The organism is Kitasatospora sp. MBT63 (assembly GCF_000710465.2).
Taxonomy (GTDB): Bacteria; Actinomycetota; Actinomycetes; order Streptomycetales; family Streptomycetaceae; genus Kitasatospora.
This window is the reverse complement of sequence record NZ_JAIZ01000504.1, coordinates 1-3,038: the sequence shown is the minus strand read 5'-3', so window position 1 is coordinate 3,038 and position 3,038 is coordinate 1. Positions and strand designations below refer to the sequence as shown.

Sequence of the window (3,038 nt, the reverse complement as noted above, 5' to 3'; positions counted from 1 at the left end):
CGCCCCTCCCGGCCGGCGGCGGCCCGCCGGCCGTGCCGGACCGGGCTCGGCGCGCTGCAGTAGCCCCGCGGGCCAGGTACTGGGCGGCTGCCGTCCCCGTCCCCGCCTCGCTGCGCCGCCGTCCAGGCCGTGCCCGCCGCTGCGCCCCGGCGCCGGACGGCTGGGGGGCCGTCAGGCCGCCCCGGGGGCTGTTCTGGTGGTGGGTGGGGTGCTGTCGCGTTGCCCTGTCGCGGGGTGTGGGCGGCGTGTTGGGGCCGGTGTGCGGGCCCGCCCCCGTCGGGCCGCGCACCGCCCGCCGTCCCTCGGAGGATCCCGGAGTGCTGTGACCACGCACCCGATAGCCCGACCGCAGGCCACCGTCCGGTCGGCGGGTGCCCGGCACACGGCCGCCGCTGCCCGGACCGCGACCGTCGCCACCCGGAACCGGCCACAGGCCCAGGCCCAGGATCGGGATCGGGCCGCGGCCGTCGGGGACTGTGTGCGGGTGCTGCTGCCGTACGAGCCGTCCTCCGCCGCCGCGGCCCGCCGCCTGGTGCGCAGCACGCTGCGCGCCTGGGACCTTCACGACCTCGTCGAGGCGGGGGAGCCGGTCGTCAGCGAGCTGGTGGGCAACGCGGTGAAGACCGGGTGCCGGCGGCGGATGCTGGTGAGCGTGGAGCGGATCACCGGCGGCCGGGTGCGGATCAGCGTCTGTGACGGGTCCCGCACGATGCCGTGCCGGATCGACGCCGGACCGGACGCCGAGAGCGGCCGCGGCATGGCGCTGGTCCACCACCTCACGGCGGCCAGTGGGGCGTCACCCCGGAACCTCTCGGGAAGACCGTCCATCCGGACCTGCGGATCCGCCCATCCCACCCGGCACGACCCCGGGGCCCGCCCGGCAGCGCCGGACCTCGCCCGCGGGGCGGCCCGCCGGCGGCCCGAGTTTCGTACCGGGGCGCTTCAACCGAAGCGTCTCGCAGCGCCCGGCCGCGCCCCGGCGGGTGTCGGTGGTGTCTGGGACACTCGCGGCGTGGTGACGCCGCGCATTGAGACGCCACCAGGGTGGATCCCCGTCTGGCGTGACGTGGGATCTGTACGGTCTTCGGCTCTGTTTCCCCGGGGCGCTGGGGACGGAACCTTCGGGCCTCGTGGTCGGCCTCCGGTTCGTCGGGCGCAGGAATCGGGGCGGCGGGTTCGGGCTGAGCTGGGACCGTTACCGGTGCGGGTGGCAGTCGTTCTGGATCATGGCCGTCCGGCCGACTTCCTGAGCGAAAGTGCGACCGTCCGATGTCGACACCGTCGAAGACCAGCAACCCGCCTCGCCTGCCCTCGGACCAGTGGGAGTCCGGGGGCGGCGCCGGGCCGCTGGCCGTGCACCCGAAGGTGTTCCGTGACGAGCTGGCTGCCGCCGCCGATTGGGTCGTCGGCTACCTCGGGCAGATCACGGAGCGTCCGGTGGCCCGGCCCGTCCCATCGGCGCACCGGCAGGATCTGGCGGCCGGAGCGCTGCCGCAGGAGGGCCAGGTCCTCGGAGCCCTGCTGGAGTTCGTCGACCGGGCGATCGCGCCGTACCCGACCGGCAACGGACATCCCGCCTTCTTCGCCTGGATCAACTCACCGCCATCCCCGGCCGGGGTGATCGCCGAACTGCTGGCCACCGCCATCAACGCGACCTGCGGCATGGGCGAGCACGCGCTGATGGATCTCGAACGAGGAGTGGTGCGCGAGCTGGCCTCGCTGGCCGGCATGGCAGCGACCACCGGCGGGGTGCTGACCAGCGGCGGGTCGATGGCCAACCTGCTCTGCCTCGGCGCCGCCCGCACCTGGGTCCTGCGCTGCCAAGACGCCACCGACGGTCCCGCCTACGATCAGACCCACGCCCGCCTGACCGCCTACCACAGCGACCAGGCCCACATGTCGGTCGCCAAGGCCGCCGCCGTGATCGGTCTGCCGCCATGGCGGCTGCGCACTGTGCCCACCGCCTCGGACCAGCGCATGGACGTCAGGGCCCTGCAGGCGATGGTCGAAGCGGACCGCGCCCGTGGCCTGCTGCCGTTCTGCGTCGTGTCCAACCTCGGCAGCACCGCTTGCGGAGCCGTCGACCCGATCGAGGCGATCACCCGGGTGTGCCGCAGCCAGGGTATGTGGCACCACGGCGACGGCGCCTGGGGCGGCCTCGGCGCCCTCGTGCCCGAGCTGGCCCCGCTCTACCGGAGTGTGGCCGACCTCGACTCCCTGACGGTCGACCCGCACAAGACCCTGTCGGTACCGGTCGGCTGCGGCGCGGCCCTGGTTACCGACCCCGCCCGGTTGCGCGACGCGTTCGCTTTCCGCGCCTCCTACCTCGACGGCGACCAGGACTGGCCCTGGATGTCCGACTACACCATCGAGCTCACCCGCCCCGGCACCCGCGCCCTGACCCTGTGGGCCACCCTGCGCCAGCTCGGCCGCTCCGGAGTGACCGACCTCCTCCAGCACTACCAGAACCTCGCCGAATACCTGCGCCGGCGCATCCAGCAGCACCCCGCCATGGAGCTGTGCAACCAGGGCCCACTGCCCGTGGTCTGCTTCCGTCTGGCTGACTGCCGCGGCACAGGCCTCCCGGACACGCGAGCGGACCTTCACACGGCGGTGGCCGCACGCGTCCAGGCTCGTGGCCACGCTTATCTCGCCACCGTCTGCCACGACGGCGAAACCGTCCTGCGCGCCTGCGTCTGCAACTACCTCACCACCACCGACGACGTGGACACCCTCCTCCAAGAGGTCCAATCAGCCATCGACCACCTCCGGACCACCTGACCCGCCGGCACCCCCGAAGCCCAGCGATGGTCACGCTGCGCAATATGCCCAGGTCCGCGGCGACCGACGTGATCGTCGCCCCGGGCCTGGACCGGTACAACGCGACCGCGTCCGCCTTCTACTCGGTCGGGTAGTGCGTCATCACCATCAGTACAGGACTCCGGTCCTCAGATCCTCAAGATCCAAGTGTCTCTGGTGTCCAACAGCCGGGGTCAGGCCCCAAAGCCGGGTAGTTAAGGGATTTCCGCTGGTGGCAA

2 protein-coding genes are annotated in these 3,038 nt (G+C 73.1%); one reads left to right on the top strand and one right to left on the bottom strand.

Translation table 11 applies throughout. From position 1 onward, the window contains the following. Nucleotides 1-561: 561 nt before the first annotated feature. Nucleotides 562-828 (bottom strand): hypothetical protein, encoded by a 267-nt coding sequence (locus tag AA75_RS27060; RefSeq protein ID WP_149038403.1) that lies wholly within the window; start codon nucleotides 826-828, stop codon nucleotides 562-564. A gap of 441 nt (nucleotides 829-1,269) precedes the next feature. Here AA75_RS27060 and AA75_RS27050 point away from each other — a divergent pair, with 441 nt between their 5' ends. Beyond that, nucleotides 1,270-2,781, top strand: a complete 1,512-nt coding sequence (locus tag AA75_RS27050) for an aminotransferase class V-fold PLP-dependent enzyme (RefSeq protein WP_082526857.1) — start codon at nucleotides 1,270-1,272, stop codon at nucleotides 2,779-2,781. Nucleotides 2,782-3,038: the final 257 nt, after the last annotated feature.